Origin of the sequence: Pseudomonas rubra (genome assembly GCF_028656935.1) — a bacterium.
GTDB lineage: Bacteria > Pseudomonadota > Gammaproteobacteria > Pseudomonadales > Pseudomonadaceae > Aquipseudomonas > Aquipseudomonas rubra.
Genome location: NZ_JAMDGZ010000045.1, coordinates 1 through 21,997 on the forward strand (window position 1 = coordinate 1; position 21,997 = coordinate 21,997).

At 60.8% G+C, this 21,997-nt stretch carries 18 protein-coding genes; 15 read left to right on the plus strand and 3 right to left on the minus strand.

All coding sequences use genetic code 11. From position 1 onward, the window contains the following. The first annotated feature begins 227 nt into the window (after nucleotides 1–227). Complete coding sequence (locus M5G17_RS19605; protein ID WP_420793392.1) at nucleotides 228–2,075, plus strand: potassium transporter Kup; 1,848 nt, start codon at nucleotides 228–230, stop codon at nucleotides 2,073–2,075. 12 nt (nucleotides 2,076–2,087) lie between these two features. Here M5G17_RS19605 and M5G17_RS19610 read toward each other — a convergent pair whose 3' ends face one another. Then, nucleotides 2,088–3,782: a hypothetical protein gene (locus M5G17_RS19610; RefSeq protein WP_273894572.1), complete on the minus strand. Its 1,695-nt coding sequence runs from the start codon at nucleotides 3,780–3,782 to the stop codon at nucleotides 2,088–2,090. A gap of 120 nt (nucleotides 3,783–3,902) precedes the next feature. Between M5G17_RS19610 and M5G17_RS19615 the strand changes: the two genes are divergently transcribed. The 10 genes from M5G17_RS19615 to M5G17_RS19660 all read left to right on the plus strand — a co-directional run bounded on the left by M5G17_RS19615 (nucleotide 3,903) and on the right by M5G17_RS19660 (nucleotide 11,589). After that, a complete protein-coding gene (locus M5G17_RS19615; RefSeq protein ID WP_273894573.1) occupies nucleotides 3,903–4,238 on the plus strand; it encodes a hypothetical protein in 336 nt (111 codons plus the stop codon). Between the two features lie 204 nt (nucleotides 4,239–4,442). Further along, entirely contained in the window at nucleotides 4,443–4,811 is a 369-nt protein-coding gene (locus M5G17_RS19620; protein ID WP_273894574.1) for a hypothetical protein, read from the plus strand. Next, nucleotides 4,802–5,383, plus strand: a complete 582-nt coding sequence (locus tag M5G17_RS19625; RefSeq protein WP_273894575.1) for a hypothetical protein — start codon at nucleotides 4,802–4,804, stop codon at nucleotides 5,381–5,383. Before M5G17_RS19620 ends, M5G17_RS19625 begins: the two co-directional genes overlap by 10 nt. After that, the gene (locus M5G17_RS19630) at nucleotides 5,362–6,570 is read left to right on the plus strand and encodes a hypothetical protein (RefSeq protein WP_273894576.1); all 1,209 of its coding nucleotides are present in this window, start codon (nucleotides 5,362–5,364) and stop codon (nucleotides 6,568–6,570) included. The genes M5G17_RS19625 and M5G17_RS19630 overlap by 22 nt, the downstream gene beginning before the upstream one ends. Further along, entirely contained in the window at nucleotides 6,533–6,934 is a 402-nt protein-coding gene (locus M5G17_RS19635; RefSeq protein WP_273894577.1) for a hypothetical protein, read from the plus strand. Before M5G17_RS19630 ends, M5G17_RS19635 begins: the two co-directional genes overlap by 38 nt. Before the next feature lie 86 nt (nucleotides 6,935–7,020). Continuing rightward, nucleotides 7,021–8,061, plus strand: a complete 1,041-nt coding sequence (locus M5G17_RS19640; RefSeq protein WP_273894578.1) for an aliphatic amidase — start codon at nucleotides 7,021–7,023, stop codon at nucleotides 8,059–8,061. A 76-nt stretch (nucleotides 8,062–8,137) separates the two neighbouring features. Further along, entirely contained in the window at nucleotides 8,138–9,259 is a 1,122-nt protein-coding gene (locus M5G17_RS19645) for an AAA family ATPase (RefSeq protein WP_273894579.1), read from the plus strand. A 30-nt stretch (nucleotides 9,260–9,289) separates the two neighbouring features. Further along, a complete protein-coding gene (locus tag M5G17_RS19650) occupies nucleotides 9,290–10,447 on the plus strand; it encodes a transporter substrate-binding domain-containing protein (RefSeq protein ID WP_273894580.1) in 1,158 nt (385 codons plus the stop codon). Further along, the gene (locus tag M5G17_RS19655) at nucleotides 10,444–11,034 is read left to right on the plus strand and encodes an ANTAR domain-containing response regulator (protein WP_273894581.1); all 591 of its coding nucleotides are present in this window, start codon (nucleotides 10,444–10,446) and stop codon (nucleotides 11,032–11,034) included. Before M5G17_RS19650 ends, M5G17_RS19655 begins: the two co-directional genes overlap by 4 nt. Nucleotides 11,035–11,070: 36 nt before the next feature. Beyond that, entirely contained in the window at nucleotides 11,071–11,589 is a 519-nt protein-coding gene (locus tag M5G17_RS19660) for an AmiS/UreI family transporter (RefSeq protein ID WP_273894582.1), read from the plus strand. Here M5G17_RS19660 and M5G17_RS19665 read toward each other — a convergent pair. After that, nucleotides 11,586–12,200: a LuxR C-terminal-related transcriptional regulator gene (locus tag M5G17_RS19665; RefSeq protein WP_273894583.1), complete on the minus strand. Its 615-nt coding sequence runs from the start codon at nucleotides 12,198–12,200 to the stop codon at nucleotides 11,586–11,588. The genes M5G17_RS19660 and M5G17_RS19665 overlap by 4 nt on opposite strands. Nucleotides 12,201–12,314: 114 nt before the next feature. Between M5G17_RS19665 and M5G17_RS19670 the strand changes: the two genes are divergently transcribed. Beyond that, nucleotides 12,315–13,931 carry a hybrid sensor histidine kinase/response regulator gene (locus M5G17_RS19670; RefSeq protein WP_273894584.1) on the plus strand — a complete coding sequence of 539 codons (1,617 nt, stop codon included), beginning with the start codon at nucleotides 12,315–12,317 and terminating at the stop codon, nucleotides 13,929–13,931. 7 nt (nucleotides 13,932–13,938) lie between these two features. On the opposite strand, the gene M5G17_RS19675 is transcribed toward M5G17_RS19670, so the two are convergent. Then, nucleotides 13,939–14,262 carry a hypothetical protein gene (locus M5G17_RS19675; protein ID WP_273894585.1) on the minus strand — a complete coding sequence of 108 codons (324 nt, stop codon included), beginning with the start codon at nucleotides 14,260–14,262 and terminating at the stop codon, nucleotides 13,939–13,941. A gap of 168 nt (nucleotides 14,263–14,430) precedes the next feature. Here M5G17_RS19675 and M5G17_RS19680 point away from each other — a divergent pair, with 168 nt between their 5' ends. The 3 genes from M5G17_RS19680 to M5G17_RS19690 all read left to right on the plus strand — a co-directional run bounded on the left by M5G17_RS19680 (nucleotide 14,431) and on the right by M5G17_RS19690 (nucleotide 21,592). Further along, entirely contained in the window at nucleotides 14,431–14,826 is a 396-nt protein-coding gene (locus M5G17_RS19680; RefSeq protein ID WP_273894586.1) for a DUF3592 domain-containing protein, read from the plus strand. A 79-nt stretch (nucleotides 14,827–14,905) separates the two neighbouring features. Next, nucleotides 14,906–15,310, plus strand: coding sequence for a DUF2251 domain-containing protein (locus tag M5G17_RS19685; protein ID WP_273894587.1), 405 nt, complete (start codon nucleotides 14,906–14,908; stop codon nucleotides 15,308–15,310). Nucleotides 15,311–15,709: 399 nt separating this feature from the next. Beyond that, entirely contained in the window at nucleotides 15,710–21,592 is a 5,883-nt protein-coding gene (locus M5G17_RS19690) for a glycosyl hydrolase family 18 protein (RefSeq protein ID WP_273894588.1), read from the plus strand. Nucleotides 21,593–21,997: the final 405 nt, after the last annotated feature.

Below are 21,997 nucleotides of genomic sequence, written 5' to 3' on the forward strand. Positions count from 1 at the left end.
TCCCACATTTGTTGCAACGTGCCTGGTCTGTAAGGGCGGCGTTGTCAGCCTGGGTGCATGGCGCTAGCGCGTGTCGAGGCCAGTAGAAGTGTAAGAAAATTTTACGGACTTTTTACGCAGACGCATTACGCAGACAGGGATACTGCCCGCGCATTTCTTCGAGACGTCCTGCCGTGAGCCAAGCCGCACCTTCAGAAAGCGCCCATTCCCCTGTAAAAACCTCGTCACTGAGCCTGTTGATCGCCGCCGCCGGCGTGGTCTATGGCGACATCGGCACCAGTCCGTTGTACACCCTCAAGGAAGTCTTTTCCGGCCATTACGGCGTGCAGGCCAACCATGACGGTGTGCTCGGCATTCTGTCACTGGTGTTCTGGTCGCTGATCTGGGTGGTGACCATCAAGTACGTACTGTTCGTGTTACGCGCCGACAACCAGGGCGAGGGCGGGATCATGGCCCTGACCGCCCTGGCCCGGCGCGCGGCAGCGCCTTATCCACGATTGAGCAAGGTGCTGGTGTTGCTCGGGCTGTTTGGCGCTGCGCTGTTCTATGGCGACAGCATGATCACCCCGGCGATTTCGGTGTTGTCGGCAGTGGAGGGCCTGCAACTGGCCTTCGATGGCATCAATCACTGGGTCGTGCCCTTGGCGGTGGTGGTGCTGGTGGCGCTGTTTCTGATCCAGAAGCATGGCACCGCGCGGATCGGCATCCTCTTCGGTCCGGTCATGGTCTTGTGGTTCAGCGTGCTGGGCGCACTGGGCATCTACGGCATCGTCCAGCGCCCGGAAGTGTTGCTGGCGATGAACCCGACCTGGGCGGTGAACTTCTTTATTGTCCACCCGGGCATGGGCGTGGCGATTCTGGGTGCGGTGGTGCTGGCCCTGACCGGCGCCGAAGCGCTGTATGCCGACATGGGTCACTTTGGCCGCAAGCCCATTGCCCGTGCCTGGATCCTGCTGGTACTGCCAGGCCTGGTGCTCAACTATTTCGGCCAGGGCGCGCTGATCCTCGGCAACCCCGAGGCGGTGCGCAACCCGTTCTACCTGCTGGCCCCGGACTGGGCGCTGCTGCCGATGATCGCCCTGGCTACCCTGGCGACCATCATTGCCTCCCAGGCGGTGATCTCCGGTGCTTTTTCGCTGACGCGCCAGGCGATCCAGCTGGGCTATGTGCCGCGCATGTTCATCCAGCACACCTCCAGCCAGGAACAGGGGCAGATCTACATCGGCACGGTGAACTGGGCGCTGATGGTCGGTGTGGTGCTGCTGGTGATCGGCTTCGAGTCGTCCGGCGCACTGGCGGCGGCCTACGGTGTGGCGGTAACCGGGACCATGTTGATCACCACCTTGCTGTCTTCGGCCGTGGTCTTGCTGCTGTGGAAAGCACCGCGCTGGCTGGCGGTGCCGTTGCTGCTGGGCTTTTTGCTGGTCGACAGCCTGTACTTTGCCGCCAACGCGCCAAAGATATTCCAGGGCGGCGCCTTTCCGGTGATCGCCGGCATCGCCTTGTTCATCCTGATGACCACCTGGAAGCGCGGGCGCAAGATCATTGTCGAGCGCCTGGACGAAACAGCCTTGCCGCTGCCGCTGTTCATCAGCAGCATCGCCGCGCAGCCGCCGCACCGGGTGCGCGGCACGGCAGTGTTCCTCACCGCCCGCGCCGATGCCGTGCCCCACGCCCTGCTGCACAACCTGCTGCATAACCAGGTGCTGCATGAGCGGGTGGTGTTGCTCACCGTGGTCGCCCAGGACCGCCCACGGGTGCCGGCGGCGCAGCGCTTTGAAGTGCAGAGCTACGGTGAAGGCTTCTACCGGGTCAACCTCAACTTTGGCTTTATCGAAGAGCCCGACGTCCCGGCCGCGCTGCAGCTGTGTCACCTCGACGAGCTGGACTTCAGCCCGATGGTCACTACCTATTTCCTCAGCCGCGAAACCGTGATCCCCACCAAGCGTATCGGCATGGCGCGCTGGCGTGAGGCGCTGTTTGCCTTCCTGTTGAAGAACGCCAACAGCAACCTCAAGTACTTCAACCTGCCGCTGAACCGGGTGATCGAGCTGGGTACCCAGGTTGAAATGTAACCAGGGCCCGGCTCAGTCGGCGACGTCGGGTTTTGCCGATGGCGCCCGCGAATCATAGGCCTTGGCGACCAGGTAGGTCGCATGGCTGACCAGCAGCAAAGAGGTGAATGTCGCATCGGGGTTGGGCAGAGTGCCGAACACCGCCTGATTGGCGCCGAGCAGCGTCACTGCGCTGATGCTGCTGGTCATCTTCAGCAGCAGGGTGAAGTAACCCAGCACCAGCACCACGGTGATCACCACATTCTGCAGGCGGGCGATATCAACGGTGTCGGCATCAGGTTTTTCTTCGCCCATGAACAGGTCGGTGATCGAGGCCTGTTGCGGTGACGCGTTCATGTCCAGGCCCAGGGATTGTGCGCCGAGGAAGGGCGCCCCACGTTTGCGCAGGTCAGTGCTGGCATCGGCTATGTCCAGTTCCAGGCCCTTGGTCTTGGGGATTTTGGTGGGCAGGATCAGCGCAGAGAGCATCGGCGTAACAATCGCAATACCCAGCGCTGCCGCAATCGGGTTGGGCATTTGCGGGAACAGATTCAGCACCTGGTCAGCGTGCAGGTCGGCGAAGCCGATGTTGAACAAGGCCAGCGCGGCATAACCGGACAGCACCACCACGGTCCACAGGGTGACTTGCGCACGGGCCAATGAAACACGGTTGCGTGAATCGATCCAGATGCCGGCCACGCGTTGTTTGGTGCCCAGGCCCAGGGCAATGACCAGGCCGCCAAGGCCAGCCATCAGCATCAGGAACGGTAGCCGTATCGAGATAGCGCCTGTAAGCGTATCGACCGAACCCAGGTAGGTGCTCAGCGTCTTGAAGTAATCCGGCGTCGCTGGTTCCGCGATCAGCGCCGCTCGCCACAGGGCGTCACAGCCTGGCGCTTTACAACGGTCTTGGTCGGCAAGCAGGCCCAGGGCTGTTTGCGGGTTGTTCCAGACCCTCTTGTTGTTGATCAGTGCCGGCGGCTTGCCGTCCTCCAGCACCCTTGAGCACACCTGTGAGGGTTGCGCTGCTGGAAATGCCGCAGCGTCATTGACGCAGACCTCCACCAGACGGTTGAGCAGACTGTACTGAGCCCCCGGCAGGCTGGCGCTTATCTGGGACTTGGCAGTGTTCATGACGTGGCCGGTGGCGATCGAGGTGACCGCACCCAGGGTGAACACCAGCGCGGCCGCGATCCCGATGATCCAGGACAGCCGGCCATAAGGGTTAGGAGATTCGGGCTCTAGCAAGCCGCTGCCGGTCACCGCCGAAGCGAAGGGCAGTTCGTCCTCGGCCGGGACCTTGTCGGACTCGAACAGCTTGTACAGGCGCCCATCGCTGCCGTCGCCGACAATGTACTCGTCGCCGCCAAAGGTGTCGCTGTCAAGCACCCAGGCAAGGGCCTTGGGCGCCTGGGGGCCGAGGCGCGGCGTACCATTTGGGTTGATCTCCAGCAGCGCTGCGCGGGCGGGCAGGGGGTTGCCTGCATAGGTACCGGCTTGCACCGCAGCGACTGTCTCGCGGGTCTCCAGGTAACGCTGGGCTTGCGGGCTGTCGACCTGCGGCGCGGGCCGTGCCCGCAACTGCCCCTCCAGGCCGCGTTTGTGAGCGGCAGTAGCGAGTTTGGCCACCACCGCCTGCAAACGCCTGGCGGACGGCTTGCCAGCGTCCTTGGGCATGACATCACGGGTCTCACCCCACACCCGTGAAAGCAGATCAAAGCTTGTCATGGTGCCTGCTCCAATGCGTCATCGAAATGCACTGGCGTACTGGCAATATCCCCAAAGCGTGCTCCTATCAGACGATAGGCGATAAGTGTGCAGTGCGCCGCCAAACATTTAGGGGTGGCCATGAAGGCTATAGCAATTCATCGATGGGACAACGCTGGGCACCAGATCAACATCAAAGCCAACACTGACGATGACTTGAAGGTTCAGTCCATCGCGCTGGAGGTGAGCGACACGCGCAACGGCACGAGTGGCAACGCGGTCTTTACGCTGCAACCCGGCTTTGTGCTATCCGCGGCCCCGATTGACAACGACAAACTCATGAGCTGGAGCGCGATCCAGGAAAAGCTCGCACAGCTCAGGAGCACAACAGGGGCCGCCGCGATTGCCGAACTGGAAAAGGCTCGCGACCTGTTGCACGCCAACCTGGCACAACTGTGTGCTCGACCTGAGCATTGAGGGTTTTCTGGGGGTCAAGATAGCCCCAGGCGCCCATGCCTCGCTGCAGGCGCACCTGGCAATCGACCTGCACCTTCTTGATCCGCAAGCCCCGGGAGCTACAGATCAGGCGGAGTTACTCAAGGTCAGTTTTGCCAGCCTTGGGCAAGTGAGCATTGCCTGCTGGTACGTGAAGCAGCAGACGCCGCGCAGGGGCTGCTGCGTTTGATCAGCGCTACCCCATTGCCTTCGGCGGGTAGCCCCGACACCGGGTTGTTGAACCTGCTCGAACGCATCGTGGCGATGGCGGGGGCGGCGGTGAAGTGGCTGCTGGAGCTGGCGGGTACCGCACTCGATGGCTTGCTGGGGGTGGCCGAGGCAATCGGCGAGTGCCTTGAACAAGCGATGAGCTGGCTGCTTGAGGTGCTCAAAAAGCCGACCGTGCCTGACGCGCATCTGCTGCTGGAGGTCCGCCTGGATGCCAGCACCTACGCCTTGCACCAGATTCTGCTGTCCCCTCGTGGCGCGATGCGACGCCCGAGAAGTTTTCCGGCCAGGCACTGGGCCTTGAGCTCGAACTGCCTTTGGAGGTGAAACCGTCGCTGCTGATCGATTTCGACGGGCCGTTGAGCATTGCGCTGGTTGCGCTGACCGGCCATACACAACCACTGCGGATCAAGACTGACCTGTGGCTATCGAGCAGCAAAACCCTGGAAGCGGTGCGCGATACCGACAAGGACGGGAAACGGCCCGCCAAGCGTTTGATCGAGGTGCAGGTCAACACCCGCCAACCTCTGGTGCTGTTTCGCTATTGCGCCGGCAAGGTCAGTTTTTTCGAACAGATGCAGGCCAAGGTGGTGCAGATACCCGGTGTTCCGGGTGATATCACCAGCATCAGCGGGCCGGTTGTGTACGCGCCTGCCGATTGGGCCGCCCTGAACATCGATGTACAGGTCGCGCCCGACGCCAGCGAGCGCTTGCTGCCGTTTCTGCAATCGCCCAAGACCACCCCACAGGGCGCCACGCCAGAACTTCTCAAGCGTTTGAACCAGTACGTTTGCCTGGGCACGGCCAAGTTCCAGGGGTCAAGAATGGCCAGGCCAGCCTGGTTATCGAGGCCACGCTCAACATCGCTGAAACACAGATGCAGTTCCCCCTGGAGGTAAGGCTGGACCTGGCCACCTTCAGGGTGCAATTCACTACCCCGGAAAAAATCGAGATCAAGGGCGACCCGCAGAAGAACAATTTCGATGTATTCGGCCTCAGCGGCAAGATTGTCAAAAAGATAGCGGCTGACAAAACCGAGCCCTTTGCGTTTTACCTGCTCGACTTTTCCCAAGGCGATGTGCGTCTGGCCCTGGCCGAAGGTGCGCGGCTTGAGTTGAACAATGGCAAGGTCGCCAGTGGTGGCCGTGGCCTGGTGTTCCAGGTCGACACCCTGGGCCTGTCGCGCAGCGGGCTGGACCTGCGTGCCAAGGTCGACCCCGACGCCCCGGTGCAACTGGCGGGGGTCGACATGCCGTTTCGTTTCGACCACGGCAGCCTGGCCATTCAAAACAGCCAGATCCAGGCCTTCTCCATCAAAGGCGCCGGGCAACTGCCACCGGAGTTGGTCGGCGAAGCCAATGCGACCATTTCGATCTCGATGGGCCCGGGCAAAAACGACCAGTTGATCGTGCAGAGCGCCGAGGCGACCCTGGACAAGTCTGCCGACCCGCTGGTGTGCCACGGCACCCGCTTTACCTTGACCTTGACCTTGACCTTGACCGCCATCGGCTTCCAGTTTCAGGATTTTTCCAAGGAAGGGGCGGGCTATCACTTCTACTTCACCCTCAGCGGCACGGCGCATTTCAATCCGCGTGCGGGTGAGTTCATGGATGGCCTGCTGAAGAACTTCGGCGACCTGGTGATCACCCTGGACAAAGCGCCCTTGGCCCGCGATGCCTCGTTGCTGTTGCGGGCGATCGAGTTCCAGGTGGCGGTCGAGCCGAAAAAAACCGTCAACTTCTTCAACCTGTTCACCTTCGAGTTGCGCGGGCCCAGTGGCGAAGTGCGTCCGGCATTCTTCCTGTACGGTCAGGCCGGTAAGCTGTCGATTGAAATCCCCACCCCGCTGGGGCCGGTGTACCTGCGCGAAGTGGGTTTTGGCTTCGGCTTTCGCTACACCCTGGCCGCGTTTAATCGCGCTGACCAGGTCAGCAACGTTAAACAGCTGATCGAAGTTGGCAAATGTTGCACTGGCGCGGATCGGCCTGGTGCCGTGGGATGGGCACGTAGGGCAGTTGCCTTACGTGACACTGCAGGTGGCAGACACGGTGGTTGTCTTCACCCAGCTCAAGCTTTTGTCGAATAAAAAGTCAGGTATCAGCACAAGCCACGCGCTGATTGAGCTGCACCTGGAGGACCGTGCTGCGCGCCAGGCCATTCGTGATGCACTATTGGACGCCTCGGCCGATTCGGTGGTGCGCCTGACCCTTCGTGGTTGCTCGCTGCCTGACGAGAATGTGCCTTTGAACCCACCTGCCGCAGACCAGCAATGGCTGATCGGCGCACCAGCAGCTATGAGGGTGAGCCATGAGCCTGACCGACACCGCTGGCAAGCGTCAGTAACCTTGCAACGCAACAGGCCCTTGACAGTCATTTGCCCACGGGCCTATAACTTCACTCACAGCTCGCCAGCATCAACGTCGATGCACGCGGGCAACCACATTCCATAGCAGCACAGAGCAAATGAGCTCTTCCGGGACCTGTCCCGGGAGGGCTTTTTTTTGTCCGTAAAAAACTACAAGAAGAGGTAAGCGCTATGCGTCATGGTGATATTTCCAGCAGCAACGACACCGTCGGCGTCGCCGTGGTCAACTACAAGATGCCACGGCTGCACAACCGCGAGCAGGTCCTGGACAACGCCGAACGGATCGCCGCAATGATCGTCGGCATGAAGCAGGGACTGCCTGGCATGGACCTGGTGATTTTTCCCGAGTACAGCCTGCAGGGCATCATGTACGACCCGGCAGAGATGTATGAAACCGCAGTCAGCATTCCCGGCGATGAAACCGAAATCTTCTCTCGCGCCTGCCGCAAGGCAGGCACCTGGGGCGTGTTTTCGCTCACCGGTGAGCGCCACGAAGAACACCCGCGCAAGGCGCCGTACAACACCCTGGTACTGATCAACAACAAGGGCGAAGTCGTCCAGAAGTACCGCAAGATCATCCCCTGGTGCCCGATCGAAGGGTGGTACCCGGGCAACCAGACTTTCGTCAGCGAAGGCCCCAAGGGCCTGAAGATCAGCTTGATCATCTGTGACGATGGCAACTACCCGGAAATCTGGCGTGATTGCGCGATGAAGGGCGCCGAGCTGATCGTGCGCTGCCAGGGCTATATGTACCCGGCCAAGGAACAACAAGTGCTGATGGCCAAGGCCATGGCCTGGGCCAACAACTGCTATGTGGCAGTGGCCAACGCCGCCGGCTTCGACGGGGTGTACTCCTACTTCGGCCACTCGGCGATCATCGGTTTCGATGGGCGTACCCTGGGCGAGTGTGGTGAAGAGGAGATGGGTATCCAGTACGCACAGTTGTCGCTGTCGCAGATTCGCGACGCCCGCGCCAACGACCAGTCGCAGAATCACCTGTTCAAGATCCTGCACCGAGGTTACAGCGGCCTGCACGCATCGGGGGAGGGCGACAAGGGCCTGGCCGAATGCCCGTTCGAGTTCTACAAGACCTGGGTCAACGACGCGGAAAAAGCCCGCGAACAGGTGCAAGCCATTACCCGCACAACGTCCGGGGTGGCCCAGTGCCCGGTCGGCAAGCTGCCGTATGACGGGCTGGAAAAACAAGCCTGAGTGCCGGCCGCTGCGGCCTGACGCCTGTCAGGCTGTAGCGGCCATCCGCCAATGACAAAAACAAAAAGGGCAGCCCATGCCATTTATCAATGAAATGCTCGAACAGACCCAGCGTCGTCAGGACCAGGCCAGCGCCCTGGCCTGCGAAAACGTCGCCAGCGACAACCCGGTGCAGCGTCACCTGCAGCACCAGAGCGGGTTGCACAGCCGCTTTCGCTTTGATGTCGAGGCGATCATGGCCAGCCTGCGTGAGGAAATACTCGGCCAGGATGCCGCGCTCCAACTGGTGCAGGACATGCTCCAGGTGATCCGCGCGGATATCACCGACCCGCGCCGGCCGCTGTTCGTGGCGTTGTTTCTCGGGCCCACCGGGGTCGGCAAGACGGAAATCGTCCGTGCCCTGGCCCGTGCGCTGCATGGCGATGCCGATGCTTTTTGCCGGGTCGACATGAACACCTTGTCCCAAGAGCACTACGCCGCGGCATTGACCGGTGCACCGCCAGGCTACGTCGGCGCCAAGGAAGGCACCACGCTGCTGGACCAGGACAAGCTTGAAGGCAGCCTTGGCCGGCCCGGTATCGTGTTGTTCGATGAACTGGAGAAAGCCAGCGTCGAGGTCACCCACGCACTGCTCAACGTCTTCGACAATGGCATGCTGACGGTGGCCTCGGGGGAGCGCACCTACAGTTTTCGCAACAGCCTGATCTTCATGACCAGCAACCTTGCGGCCCGGGAAATCCAGCGCTATGACGAACGCCGCAGCCGCTGGCCCGGGCGTTGGTTGCCGCGCCCGGCCGCAAGCCGTCATCAGGACATCGAGCGCCTGGTGCGCGACAAGCTGATCGGCGCCTTTGCCCCGGAATTCGTCAATCGCATCGACAGCATCGTCACCTTCAACTGGATCGAACAACCCATTGTCGAGCAACTGGTGGCCCTGGAACTGCGTCGCCTGAACCGACGCCTGACGCGGCATCACTGTCAATTGGAACTGGAGCCGGCACTGCTGCAGAGCCTGGCGCGCAGCGGCTTCGATCGCCAGTTTGGCGCCCGTTCATTACGGCGCAGCTTGCGCAGCCGCCTGGAGGTGCCGCTGGCGCAGTTCCTGCTGGATAAACATCAAAGCGGTGAGCAACCCGGCACGACTACCCTGTATCTGGCACGGCTGGAGCAAGGACGCATCGGCTTTATTCCCCTGTAACCGCGTGTCCACCTGCAGCAGAGGGCAATCATGGCCAATCCCACGCAACCGCCGTTGATCGGCTTGCTGTTTTCCGAAACCGGGGTGACCTCGGACATCGAGCGCTCGCAGCGCTACGGCGCCTTGTTGGCAATCGAGCAATTGAACGCGCAGGGCGGCGTCAATGGCCGCCCCATCAAAGCACTGTTGCGCGACCCCGGCGGCGACCCGGACCGCTACCGGCTGTATGCCGAAGAGTTGATCCGCAACCAGGGCGTCGAACTGCTGGTCGGCTGCTACATGTCGCACACCCGCAAGGTGGTGATGCCGGTGATCGAGCGGCTCGACGCGCTGCTGTGCTACCCCACGCCCTACGAGGGCTTCGAGTACTCGCCGAACATCCTCTATGGGGGACCTGCGCCAAACCAGAACAGTGCACCCTTGGCCGCCTACCTGATTCGCCACTATGGCGAGCGGGTCGTGTTCATTGGCTCTGACTATATCTATCCGCGCGAAAGCAACCATGTCATGCGCCACCTGTATCGCCAGCACGGCGGCAAGGTCGTGGATGAAATCTACATTCCCCTGTACCCCTGCGACGACGACATCCGCCAGGCGGTCGAGCGCATTGCCCGGGCCCAGGCCGACGTGGTGTTCTCGACCGTGGTCGGTACCGGTACCGCCGAGCTGTATCGGGCCATCGCCAGCCGCTACAGCACCTCGGCCAGGCCGCCGATTGCCAGCCTGACCACCAGCGAGGCGGAAGTGGCGAAGATGGGCGCTGATGTCGCCGAAGGCCACGTGGTAGTGGCGCCGTATTTTTCCAGCATCCAGACCGCGGCCAGCCAGGCGTTTGTCCAGGCCTGCCGGGCGTTTTTCCCCGAGGATGTGAGCATCACCGCCTGGAGTGAGACCGCTTACTGGCAGACCTTGTTGCTGGGCCAGGCGATGCACCGCGGCGACAGCGATCGCAGCGAAGCGGTGCTGCGCCATCTGTACGGCGCAAGCCTCGATGCACCGCAAGGCAAGGTCTGGATCGAGCAGCAGAACAACCACAGCCACCTGACCTCGTGCATTGCCGAGATCGATTCGGCCGGGGTGTTCCAGGTCAAGTGGCAAGCACCACAGCCGATTCGGCCCGACCCCTATGTGGTGGTGCACAACCTCGATGACTGGTCGGCGAGCATGGCCAGCGAGGCGCAGCCATGAGCCCTACGCCTATTCTCAGCACCCTGCGCGAGCTGCAGGTGCTGGTCATCAACCCGCCCGGGGCGGTCAGTGATGCCCTGGTGCTGCAGTTGATCCGTATCGGTTGCAGCGTGCGCCAGTTGTGGCCGCCGACCCAGACCCTGGAGGTGGCGGTCGACCTGATCTTCACCGGGGTTTTTCAGAACCATCACCACGAGGTGATTCACGCCCTGGTACGCACGGGCGACCCACGCACCACCCTGGTGGCGCTGGTCGACTACGAAAGCCCGGCGGTGCTGTCGCAGATCCTCGAACTGGGGGCCCATGGCGTGATCACCCAGCCACTGGACAGCCACCGGGTCCTGCCGGTGCTGGTGGCGGCGCGGCGCAACAGTGAAGAGGCGGCCAGGCTCAAGCTCAAGAATGCGCAACTGCAGGAACGCCTGGAGCACCAGGCCGATATCAATCGAGCCAAGGTCCTGCTGATGAAGCGTCACGACTGGGAAGAGGAACAGGCTCACGGCTTTCTCTCCCGCGAGGCAATGAAGCGGCGCGAATCGATCCTGACCCTGGCCAGGGAACTGCTCAAGCAGCACAGCGGCAAATGACTTGCTCACACCCATAACAACAACAGGTACTTCATCATGATGCTTGGTTTAATACTGCTCTACGTCGGCGCCGTGCTGTTTCTCAATGGCATCTGGCTGACCAACCGCATTGCCGGCCGGGAAGTGGCGGTGATCAATGTGCTGGTCGGCGTGCTCAGCCTGCTGGTGGCCCTGCACCTGATCTTCGGTGCAGATGCTAACGCCGCCACGGTCAAGGCGGGCGCCTGTACCCTGATGTTCGCCTTCACTTACCTGTGGGTGGCGGCCAATCAGTTTCTGGGCACCGATGGCCGCGGGCTGGGCTGGTTCTGCCTGTTCGTCAGCCTCACCGCCGCTGGCATCACGGTACAGTCGTTCATCGACAGCGAGGGCGCCTTTGGCTTATGGAATGCGCTGAACTGGGGGGCCTGGACGGTGCTGTGGTTCAGCTTCTTCCTGCTCCTGGGCCTGGCCCGCAAGATTCAGAAGCAGGTGGCCTGGCTGACCCTGGGCTGTGCGGTGTTCACCGGCTGGGTACCGGGCGCGTTGATCTTGGGGCAGATGATCAGCGTTTAGGCGACCCCGGAGTATTTCACTGCTGCCGCTGCCCGTGAAGGCACGTTCAGCGTGCGCAGCAACGATGACACATGGATGCGTACGGTGAATGGCGAGATGTCCAGTGCGCGGGCGATTTCCTTGTTGGTCTTGCCCTGGGCAATCAGCCGCAACACCTCTTGCTGGCGCGCGGTCAGGGTGGTTGCCACAGCGCTGCTGTCCAGTGGCAACAGCCCGGAAGGGGCAAAACGCACCAGCACTTCGCCTTCACGAATGGCCAGGATGGCCTGGCCGATCTGTTCCGGGGCGATGTTTTTGCCGATGAAGCCGTCGATACCGGCGGCCATTACCTCGCCGATCAAGGCTTCATCGTCGACCATCGACACCACAATCAAGGTGGTGCGCCGCAACTGCTGACGCAGCTCGATCAACTGGGTGATGCAGGTAAGCCCGGGGAAACGCAGGTCGAGGATCAGGGTGTCCGGCGCCTCGCCAGCCCCGATCAGGCTCAGCACGCTGTCCATGTCGCCAGCTTCTTCAATGCGAGCGTCGGGCAGCAGACGCTGAACGGTGTGTACCAGCGCTTCGCGAAACAGTGGATGGTCGTCGGCGATGATGATCCGGCATGCCATGGTGAGTGCCTCCCTGGGCCTGGCGTTGCTTGCAGGCATGCTACTGTACCACCGGGTACAGGCGCTGCCCGTTGCGCGTACTGGATATGACGACTGCCGCACAAGGATGTTCCGATGAAGTTCGAGAAAAATACCGAGCTCGACCAGGCCAACCTGCGCATCATTGTCGCCTGCATCGCCGTGGTCTATATCGGCGTACTGGGCTTTTTGCCCGGGCAGCAGGTCGACACCTACCTGCCGATCGTGATTTACATCATCCTGTTCCTGCTGCTGTCGATCACCCTGCGCCAGGTTATCGTGCGCTGGCCGGGGGTGTATCCGGCCCGGCGTGTTTTCAGCATGCTCCAGGACTATACCGGCACCTGCTTTGGCCTGGTGGTCGGCGGCGAGGCGGCGCTGCCGCTGTATGCAGTGATGGTCTGGGTCAACCTGGGCAACGGCATGCGCTACGGCTCGCGCTACCTGGCGATCGCCACCGTCCTGGCGTTGCTGGCGCTGCTCGCCGTTTACCAACTGACGCCTTACTGGCAGGCACAACCGTTTATGGTGTTGATGCTGATGATCACCAGCACGGTCATCCCCATCTATGCGCACCTGTTGCTCGAACGTACGCGCAAGGCCTCCGAAGAGGCCACCGCCGCCAACCTGGAAAAATCGCGCTTTCTTGCCCAGGCCAGTCACGACCTGCGTCAGCCCATTCACTCCATCGGCCTGTTTACGGCGTGCCTGCGCGAAGCGAACCTGGGCGATGAAGAACGTCGGCTGGTGGATAACATCGACCGCTCGCTGCTCAACGTGTCGCAACTGTTTCGCTCCATTCTTGATCTTTACACCCTCGACAACGGTCGCCTGCAAGCAAGCTTGCAGCGGGTGGAACTGGGTGAGTTCCTCCATGATCAGGTACGCCAGAACGCCGAGGCGGCCCGCTGGGCCGGGGTGGAACTGCGGCTGCATCCCGGTGAACACTGGGTGTGGGTCGATCCGGCGCTGCTTGCCACCATGGTCCAGAACCTGCTGTCCAACTGTTTCAAATACGCCGCGCAACGGCCGGTGCTGATCGGCGTGCGCAGGCGTGGTGAGGGGTTGGCCATCGTCATTTACGACCAGGGCCGGGGCATCGCGGCCGATGAGCTGCCCAAGGTATTCGAGGAGTTCTACCGCGTGCGGCAACTACGCGACAAGGACGTCGAAGGCGTGGGCCTGGGGCTTTCGATTGTCAGGCGCCTGGGCCGGATGATGAACATTGAGGTGGCGATCCGCTCGCGGCCCGGCCAGGGCACAGCGGTCAGCCTCCGGGGTTTGACGCGGGTCAACGCCCCCGCACAGCAGGCACACCGCGAACACGCCAGCCAGGTTGGCCTGCTGACCGGCTTGAAAGTGTGCCTGGTGGAAGATGACCGCAATGTCCTGCTGGCCACCCAAGCCTTGCTCGAGCGTTGGGGTTGTGAGGTGCAGGCCGAATTGAGCGGCCAGGCGCTGGCCAGTGACTGTGACATCATCATTGCCGACTATGACCTGGGCAACCACGTTACGGGCATCGAGTGCATCGAGCAGTTGCGGGCCCAACGGGGCAGGGCAGTGCCGGCGCTAATCCTCACCGGGCACGAGGTGCAAAAGATCCAGGCGGCCTTGCATGACCGCCAGATCGCGATTCTGTCCAAACCGGTGCGCCCGGCCGAGCTACGCGCCACGTTGCGCGCGCTGCACAAGGCCTCGCTGCCATCGGTCTAGCTCAGGGTCAATAACGCTGCAGCGGGTTCTGCGGCCGGCCACTGTTCTTGTTGTAACATTGCGCGCTCATGCCCATACCCATGGAGGCAATGCCGACCATGACGCCGCTGGGCAATTCGCAGTTGTAGTCACCCGACGCGGTACTGGCGATGTAGTAGGTGGAGCTTGCGTCGTTGCGCACGTTGGAAATCTTGGTCACCGGCTCGCCAATGGTGGTCTGCGCAGTGGACTTGAGCCGGTCTTCGTTGGGTTTCATGGTCTGGCAGCCGGCGAGGGCGACCAGCAGAGCGCCGAGCAGGGTGATGTTGCTGAATGCAGGATTGAGTTTCATGGCGCATCTTCCTTGGTGTTGTTCTGTTTTTTACCGGCAAAACGATCCCACACACCGCATAATCGCGGCGTTGGGGAACACTGGGGTGTTACGGGGAATATAGCGTCAGGGAGTAGGGGGGTCGATTAGCACAAATGGGCTAATGGCATATTGATATGGACTTTTTTGTTGACGACTATGTGGAAGAAATTCATCTGGCTGGTGGGGTTAGTGACCCTTGGTTTTGGCGCCTATGTCCAGGGTTACTGGTTTTTCAATCTCAGGCTCAATGGTGAGTATGCCGATGCCCATGTCATCCGTACCTCGCAAGGTACTGTTAGCAGCAGAGGACATATCGGCGAGAGCAATGGCACGACCGTGATATTCACGACCGTTGCTGGCGACTTCGAGAAGGTGACGTTCAGCGGCGAGTTTTCCGGGGTTGAGAGGGGCGATGTGGTCGGGGTTTATTACGACCCAACCGATGCAGACAAGGTGATTCCCGATACCTGGACCCGTTTCATTTTTGCTGCCGTGTTTGTGTTGTTTGCTGCACTGTGGAGCATCGCTTTTCTGACTTTCTGAGACCGTTGAGCTTGCAGGCAAGACGCTGGGCTAGGCATTATCGCCGCCTTCAATTTATCGCAGTAACAAGGATGTCCGCATGCCCATTTATCTCGCAGCAGAACAACAGCTTAACGTCGCAAGCGCAACCGTCATCGAGGCGCCGGCGCAAGAGGGGTCATTCGTCGTCGTCTTCGAGGACGATGAAGAAACCGGCTACTTCTATGCCCTGGACACCAGCGCTGATGAAAACCCGATCCAGGATGCGCTGCATATCTATAACGTCGACGAAATATCCGATCGAGAAAAGCCCTCGACGGTGAAGATAGGTTGGTCCATGGACCATAGCAAGGCGGTGCTGCTGATCAATGACCATCCACACGCTGTGTTTGATTTCACCGGCAAGCAGGGCTATTGCCATTCCGGCTTCCCGCCATCGGTGGGCAAGGGCTGGTCGCCGCAGGGGCATGAGTGGAAGGATGACGTGCTGAAGTTGTTTGCCTGACGCATAGGAACACAACTCAACCTGACAAAAGCCATCACTTTGCCATGGCGGCATCAGCGCACCTGTACTAGTCTCTTCGCAGCTTGGAACAATGGAGTGTTCACGAGTGCGCAGACATGCCAATGCCAGGGATCCGGCCCGCCGTACCGCGCTGGGCGCGCAGGTCTTATCTCCCGCATATCGACGCCACACACCCTCCAGTATTGCACTTGCCATGCGCTTGCCTGTGCCCAGGCGACGCCTGGCTGAGCCTTCAGGCGCAAAAGTCGCCTTTCCTCCCTGATCGCCATGCTGTCGTTCTGTCTATCGAATTCCATTTCGTCTCGCCCCTGAATCGCCATTGCCAGGCACCAGAGGCGCGATCTGTCTCGACCTGAACGTAGGTTCAAGGAGCATCCCATGCAAGAACAAGCGTGTAATGGATTGCAGTTCGTGTTCGAAAAGAGCAAAGGTGTCGATACCTTGTATCTGTACAACGCCGGCAAGTCTCCAATTAAACTCAAGGAAGTTCAGGTCCAAACCAATGTGTTCGTTGGCACCGGCAAACCTGCCAACTTGACCAAAGATACGAAAGATTGGCTCGAGAACAATGGGCAAGCGTGCGACAACGTCGAGAACAAAGAGAAAATCAACTTTCTACGTTCCAACGTTCATGTCTACAATCCAGGACCGGAGAAGCCTAATAAGCAGCCGTCTTCTGTGGCCTTGCTTTACGATAACTACTTCTGTGCCTGGGGCAGCCTGATCAGTGAACCCAAGCGTGGGAGTGTCACACGCACAGAACGTAGTGGTGCTGATTATTACCTACTGAGCGTGACCTACCCCGATTCCCTGATTATCGGGCCCTATGAGCAGGTCGAGCTGTCCTACGCCAACTCGTTCTACGGCTTGCCCCTGCGCTCGCCAATAGCGGGTGTGCAGTGCCTACCCAAAGTGTTTGTCGTGCTCGATGGCCAGGATGGCTCCAGCGTGGCACGGGCCATGACCGCCCCAACGGGTATGCAGGAAGTTCCGCTCGTAGCGGTCATCCTGGACAAGGGCGACGGCGTACGGCACGTGCTTGATCGCAGCATGGCCGGCAAAGCCAAGTCGGCGGACCTGCCCCGGCGCTTTGTCGGCTACTACGCCAACTACTTCATGTATGAACGCAATTACTTTGTCTCCGATATCCCCATCGACCACATCAACTGTATTTCCTACGGAATGATGAGTTTGCAGAACGATGGCAGCCTGTGCAGCAGTGATGACTGGGCCGACAACTTCCAGATTGCGGCACTGCAGTTCATGAAGCAACTGAACCCCAACTTGCAGGTCTCGCTGATTGTCGGTGGCTGGCCCAAGAGCCCGCCGGTGTACTTCAATGCGGTTGACAGCGCCGCCGACTGGGAAACTGAAGGGACGCCGCCGGTGCACTGCTTCTGTATCACCTGGTTGGCGCCGAAGAATCAGTGGAACGTGCGCTACATAGTCCCCTCCAAGGACACTCAATCCAGGCTTATTGATGTAGCGCCAGGGGCCTATGCCTATGCCACCGAGGACCCCCAGGGGCTGTTCGACGACAATGCAGACAAACGCGGGCTTTATGCCTGGTTGATCCAGCATGGCAATAAGTACCAGAGGCAAGTCATTACCGCAGACAACGTCAATACCGAAGCCGACGCCCTTGAGCTGATGGCGCTGCTGGGCAAGGCCTTCGATGTACAGAAAGAGATCGCCCCTTTCAGCGCCCAGTTGCGACAGATTTCCAGGAACTCTACCCAGCGCGAGCGCCTGGCTAAATCGGCGGCCACAGCTGTGCACACGCTGGGGTTTGATGGCTTCGAGGTGGATTGGGAGTATCCGCTACGCAAAGATGGCGAAGGCTATGTCAACTTGCTGGCGGACTTGCGCAAAGCCCTCGTCGACAAGCGCCTGGCAATCGCTGCACCGGCAGTACCCTTTTCATCGGATCTGAGCAAAAGGCTATCCAACGAGCATTGGCGTGGCATCGGCGAGCAGGTCGACCACGTCAACGTGATGAGCTATGACTACCATGGCAGCTGGTCGGACAAATCCTGGTTCAATGCGCCGATGAACATCCCTGGCGCAAACGTTGAACCGCTTATTGATCCGTCCTATTGCGTCACACAAACCGTCAACCAGTACCTGGAACTGGTGGCGAACAGTTGCCTGACACGCCGGCAACTGGCCCTCGGCCTGGCTGGCTATGGACGGGTGGTAGAGGTCGAGGGCGCAAACGATGAAAACAAAGGTTTGCGTTGCACCGTGTCAAAGGTCGATCACGGCACAATGCTGTATCGGGATATCTTCGCCGCGCGCGAGGCGGGCGGCTACATTCCCGCTGTAGAGAGTGGCGGTGTGAAAACCCCAGCCATTGGCTGGCCCGGTCTGACCTTCGTCAATGAACTGGACCCAGTTGCGCGCTCGCCCTATGCCTATACCACGGCGAGCAGATCCCGCAGTCTGTTGCTGACCTATGACGACCCCCGATCCTTGCGCGAAAAAGTCCGCTACGCCCTGCAGCAACAGATGGGCGGCGTGATGATCTGGGATTTGGCCGATGATTTGCCGACCAAGCACAAGGATTCGCTGATTGCCGCCGTGGCGGACGAGTTGCGCCAGTGTCACCCGACAACGACGCCAGCGTTCAACGAACACGAGGATGACCACTGGTTGGCCGCCGCACGTGCAGGCGAGCCAGTGGCGGCATTGCCCGTGGCAAGCCAGGTGCTGGAGTATGGCAGCATTCCCGTCAGTCATACCCAGGACCTCGGCGATCTGCCAATCAAGGCCCTGGCCGCGCTGCCCTGTGGCGCTATCGCGGTGACCACCGCCAACGCCCTGCGACTGTTGGCCCCCTTGCCCCAGGGGTTCGAGACCCAGCGTACCTTGGCCATCAGAGCACCGGGGGAAAACGTGAACGAACCACTGGTGCTGAACGACGGCCGCCTGTTGCTGCGTCGCTGCGACGGCATCCTGCTCAGCCTGCGCCTGCAGGACGGGCGGTGCCAGGTGGAGTCGGAGCTGGCGCATGGCATCCGTTGCGTGGTTCGCCTCGGCCTGAACGCGGTAGCGGCGCTGCAAGGCCATAGCGCTTTGATCTGGACCTTCGATGCTTCAGGGTTCCAGCAAATCCACACGTTTGCTGGCCCAGCACAGCTGACCGCGCTGGTACCCCTGGCAGGTGGCCAACTGCTACTGGTGAGCAAGGATGGCGAGACGTTCCTCTGGCAGGCTGGCGACAGCAGCTTGCAGACACTGACCGGCGCCAGTTCGGTGGCGCAGCCGCGCATGCTCCGCCTGCTGCCGGATGGATGCATCTTGGCGTGCTGTGACGACGTCAACTTGCAACTTTGGCAGGTACAGCGCAAGGACGGGAAGGTCCAGGGCCTGCGCTCGACCGACCTGCCCTGGTATGGGCAGGTGGACCGTTGGCTGGACATCGCTACGCTACCCAACGGCGGTTTTGCCTTGCTCAGTGCCAATCGACTGGTGCTCTGGCATGGAACAAACAGCGTGCCTGGCTATGAGGTGATCCAGCAGATCAGTTTGCAGGGCGCCAGCGCCATGACGGTACTCAACGACGGCAACCTGGTCGTTGCCCATGACAAGTATCTGCTCAAACTGAACTTCCCTGGCTGGCCCCAGGTGCTGGACGCGCGCTCCACACCCTGGCAAGCCACGGACAAGGACGGACGCACCGTGCTGCACTGGCTGGCCTGTCGCCCTCAAACCAGTAGTCTGGAACAGGTGCTGGCGTGTGGTGCGCCCGTAGACCTGTTACCCGGCAAAACCCTGCTCGCAGAGGCAATGACGGCTGGGCAACCCAAGGCGACGGCGCTGCTGCTCAGTGCCGGAGCGCCGTTGTGGCAAGCCCAGGACGCCAATGCCCACAGCAGCCTGCTCAGTGCCGAGCTGCTTGCCGAGTTGCTCCCAGCCTCACTGATTGCCGCCTTGCCGGCGCAAAACCGCATTGCCCGCGTCAAAGCGGACTTTGACCTTGCGCAGTTGCCCAGTGATCAACATGATCTGTTGACGGGCTATCCATTGTTGACCGGGCGCATGGCGATCTGCCTTTACCTGCTGGAGCCGATCCTGTCCCGGCAATTGCAAAACCTGTTGTCGAACTTCGTGATCGACGACGACTGCCTGAGCGATCTGCGCCTGGAGTGCCCGGCGGTTGTCGCCACTGTGGAGCCCCTGCACGGGCAAACCTATGCCGACGAGGCGGCGCTGCGCCATGCCCTGGCCCAACTGTTGCCGCCGCCAGACCCGAGGGCGGTGGATGCAATACAGACCGCCAGCCGCCGGGTAAGGCCGGGGCTGGTCGGGGAGGGGCATTACGACCAGGCCATCTATCAGCGTAGCGTGGTGGTGTTGCAACAGATCCTGACCCTGGCCCTGGAGCAGCCACTGCTTGCGCTTCAGCACAAACAACTCATGGAGCAGTTTGCCACCTTGGCGCAACCACAGCCGGGCGACTTGCTCAACGTCAAAGCAGACCTTTCGCTCAAAGACCTGCCGTTTGCAACCACCGACTTTCTCACCCTGTACCCGGGCGCAGGCGCGCAGATGGCCGAGCAACTGCAGGCGTGGAGCCCGGCCCTGGCGACCTTGGTGACTCAGTTCGTCGACAGCATCGCAGGCAGTGCGCAGCAAAAGGCCGCGGATCTTCGCGCCGATGCCTTCGACAGCGCCCACCAGGCAATACGCCAGTTGCTGGTGGCCACCGTATACCCGGCCATCAACCCGGCGCAGGCCGGGGCATTCCTCGACCAGCATGGGACATCGCCCTGGACCGCAAAAGTCGATCCACTGGGCCAGCCGCTGGCGTGGGTCAACTGGGCCTTCGATCCGCCCGCCAGCAACGCTTTCACACGCCAGCAGGGGCCAGCAGCCCCGCAACAGGCCGCAGGCAGTAGCAGAGAAACGCCGGGGCAGGGGAGTGGCGCAACCTTGCCAGTTGAGCCGACATCCGGATCAACGTCGCCTGATCTGGGCGACCATCGAACCTACATCGCCAGGGTCAGGGCCGCGGGTATCGCCATGGCGGAGAAGTCCAAGCCCGGGAAGGATTACTTCAGCGAGTACGTGGAGCGTAACCGGGCGAAGGTGACGTCCAGCCACCCGCTGACCGACAAAATCCGTTACGCGAAAATCGAGATCGATGGGAGCAACAAGCAGATCAACCTCCGGAGCAATGAACTGGATGATCTGGACAGGCTGGACTTGATACAGAGCAAGTATGAGTTTGTCGTGAAAAAATCAGGGCTGCCCGATCGGGGTATAACCAAAGAGGACTATGTCGAGGAGTGGGCCAGTCAACAAAAAGCCGAGATCGAACGCGACAAACTGACAGTCGACAAACGCCGTAAAGACGTCAAACGCATGGAAGAACAGCGCACCAGCGAGGTCAACGCCGACCCAAGCGTGCAGGCCCTGGCCGCACGCAAGGCATCGCAGAAGAAGCTCAACACTGGCCTGGACAATACCCGCGAGGTCTTGCAGGGGATACAGGGCATCAGCAAGTTCACCCGGACCCTGGCCAACCGTTTCATCAGCGACTCGGACGATCGCGCCACCCTCAACAAAGTGCTGGACTATGTTGACCTGACCATCAGCATCACGATCGCGACCATCGACACCATCAAGTCGATCAGCAATGCCGTGCAATCGATCGGCGGTGCCATGGGCGTGTTTGGTGCGGTCATGTCGGTGGTCAACCTGGCGGCCAGTATCTACAGCATGTTCAACCCACAACCTGACCCTTACCTGGAAGCGGCCAAGGCCATCTCCGAGCAAATCACCCAGGTGTACGAGAATTTGAACAAGCGCTTCGATCAGGTCATGGAGCAATTGCAGAACATGAACCAAAGCCTGAGCTGGCAGATGAGCGTGTTCAACCATCAGGTCGATGCCCGTTTCGACGACCTGCAGCGCCAGCTCGATGATATGTCTGCGCAAGTGACCCAGAAACTGGACTGCCTGAGAGACGATCTGGCGAGAGGTTTGCGCATGACCCGCCATGAAATTCGCGCCTCCACTCAACAGGTGCTGGCCAGCATCGTCTGGAGCCATGATGACCTGGCCAACCGGGTGGAACTGGCGAACCAGGGCTTCAAGGCCGATCAGCGTTGCTGGTGGCGTTGCGCGAGGATCCCTTGCGCCTGCAACAAATGCGCGACCGCTTGGAAAGCGGCATCCGTAACAAACTGCTGGCCGGCGGCATCAACCAACCACTGGCCAACCTGTGCTTTGACGGCTTTGAAAGCAATGAGGTGATGAACATGGCCAGAGCCATGGTTACCGATCACTTTGCCGACTGCTTCGCGTTCTACTATTCATCCCAGGAGTCGGACGCGGACGACCGCTCCAGCAAGGTCTGGAAGTCGACGGCTGTGGCTTTCCCCCTGACCAAGCGCTACCTGAACCTGCAATCCTGGTACGCGCAGTGGCTGGATAACCCGTTGAGCATCATGGCCACGGTGGTGGAGCTGGTCGATGCGCCGGTAGCCAAATCCAGGCAGTTTTTGCTCAGCCTGCAGCAGGACAGCGCCTTCTTTAACCGCCTGATTGAACAGTACCTGCAATCTGCGCTGGAGGTGCTGCATGCCAGCCGCGGCGTTACGGTACGGGAGTTCGGCCAGAACCTGCGCCTGCCCACCGAACAATTGACCAACACGCCTT